This window comes from Streptomyces durbertensis, assembly GCF_014156695.1.
GTDB classification, from domain to species: Bacteria; Actinomycetota; Actinomycetes; order Streptomycetales; family Streptomycetaceae; genus Streptomyces; species Streptomyces durbertensis.
Genome location: NZ_WMLF01000885.1, coordinates 1 through 773 on the forward strand (window position 1 = coordinate 1; position 773 = coordinate 773).

At 72.6% G+C, this 773-nt stretch carries 2 protein-coding genes; both read right to left on the reverse strand.

Annotation, left to right across the window (positions count from 1 at the left end; genetic code table 11):
- Window positions 1-357, reverse strand: a 357-nt coding sequence (locus tag GL263_RS27465) for a hypothetical protein (RefSeq protein WP_182858426.1), incomplete at its 3' end; no start/stop codon positions are given.
- Window positions 354-704 (reverse strand): hypothetical protein, encoded by a 351-nt coding sequence (locus GL263_RS27470; RefSeq protein WP_194377963.1) that lies wholly within the window; start codon window positions 702-704, stop codon window positions 354-356. The genes GL263_RS27470 and GL263_RS27465, both read right to left, overlap by 4 nt.
- Window positions 705-773 lie beyond the last annotated feature (69 nt).

The window sequence follows — 773 nt, forward strand, 5'->3', positions numbered from 1 at the left end:
CCCGTCCACAAACCGCAGGCCGTCCTCGACGACCCGCACCTCCGCGACCTCACCCGTCAGACGCAACACCGCGTCGTCCCGCGCGGGCAGCAGACCCACCGCCGCGACGAGCCCGGTCAGCGGCGCCAGCAGCGGAACGACCAGCAGCGCCACCCGACCCGCGAGGTTTGCCAGCAGGAAGACAAGCGGCGCGCACAGCGCCAGGAGAGCGAGGCGATACCCCGTCGGCACCTCGCGCCACAGGGCGACGACCACCAACAGCCCCACGCACCACAGCACGCACGCCAGCCGCGTCCGCCTGCGCTGCTCCCGGATCGGACGCCTCAGGACCAGCCGGTCGCGCTCGTCCCACGTCACCTCGCCGGCGCCTCGCCCCGCGTACTCGCCAACATCACCAGTGCCCCGGCGACCAGCAGCGCGCTGCCGGTCAGAACGCCCCACTCCGAAGCGTTCGACCCGTCGCGCAGCAGGCCGAAAGCCAGGTGCCAGCACAGGGAGACGGCGATGACCGACTGGCCGATGCCGTGAAGACGAGGCCGACGGACCGTCCTGCGGTTCCACGGCAACACCCACCCACGGGTGATCGCCGCGATGCCGGACGCGGCGATGAGCGACGCCATCAGGAGCACAGGTATGGCGAGATACAGATTCACGGTCGTGCCTTTCCGCGCGTTCGGACCCGCGCCGAACGCCGCCGCGATCATCCCACCGCCACGCCGCGCGGACCGGGCCCGCCCGCCGGGCCTGCCGACACCAGGGCGAGACGCCTCCAC

Coding starts and splice junctions, on each gene's coding strand:
- GL263_RS27470 (WP_194377963.1), bottom strand. CDS start 704: ATGATCGCGGCGGCGTTCGGCGCGGGTCCGAACGCGCGGAAAGGCACG.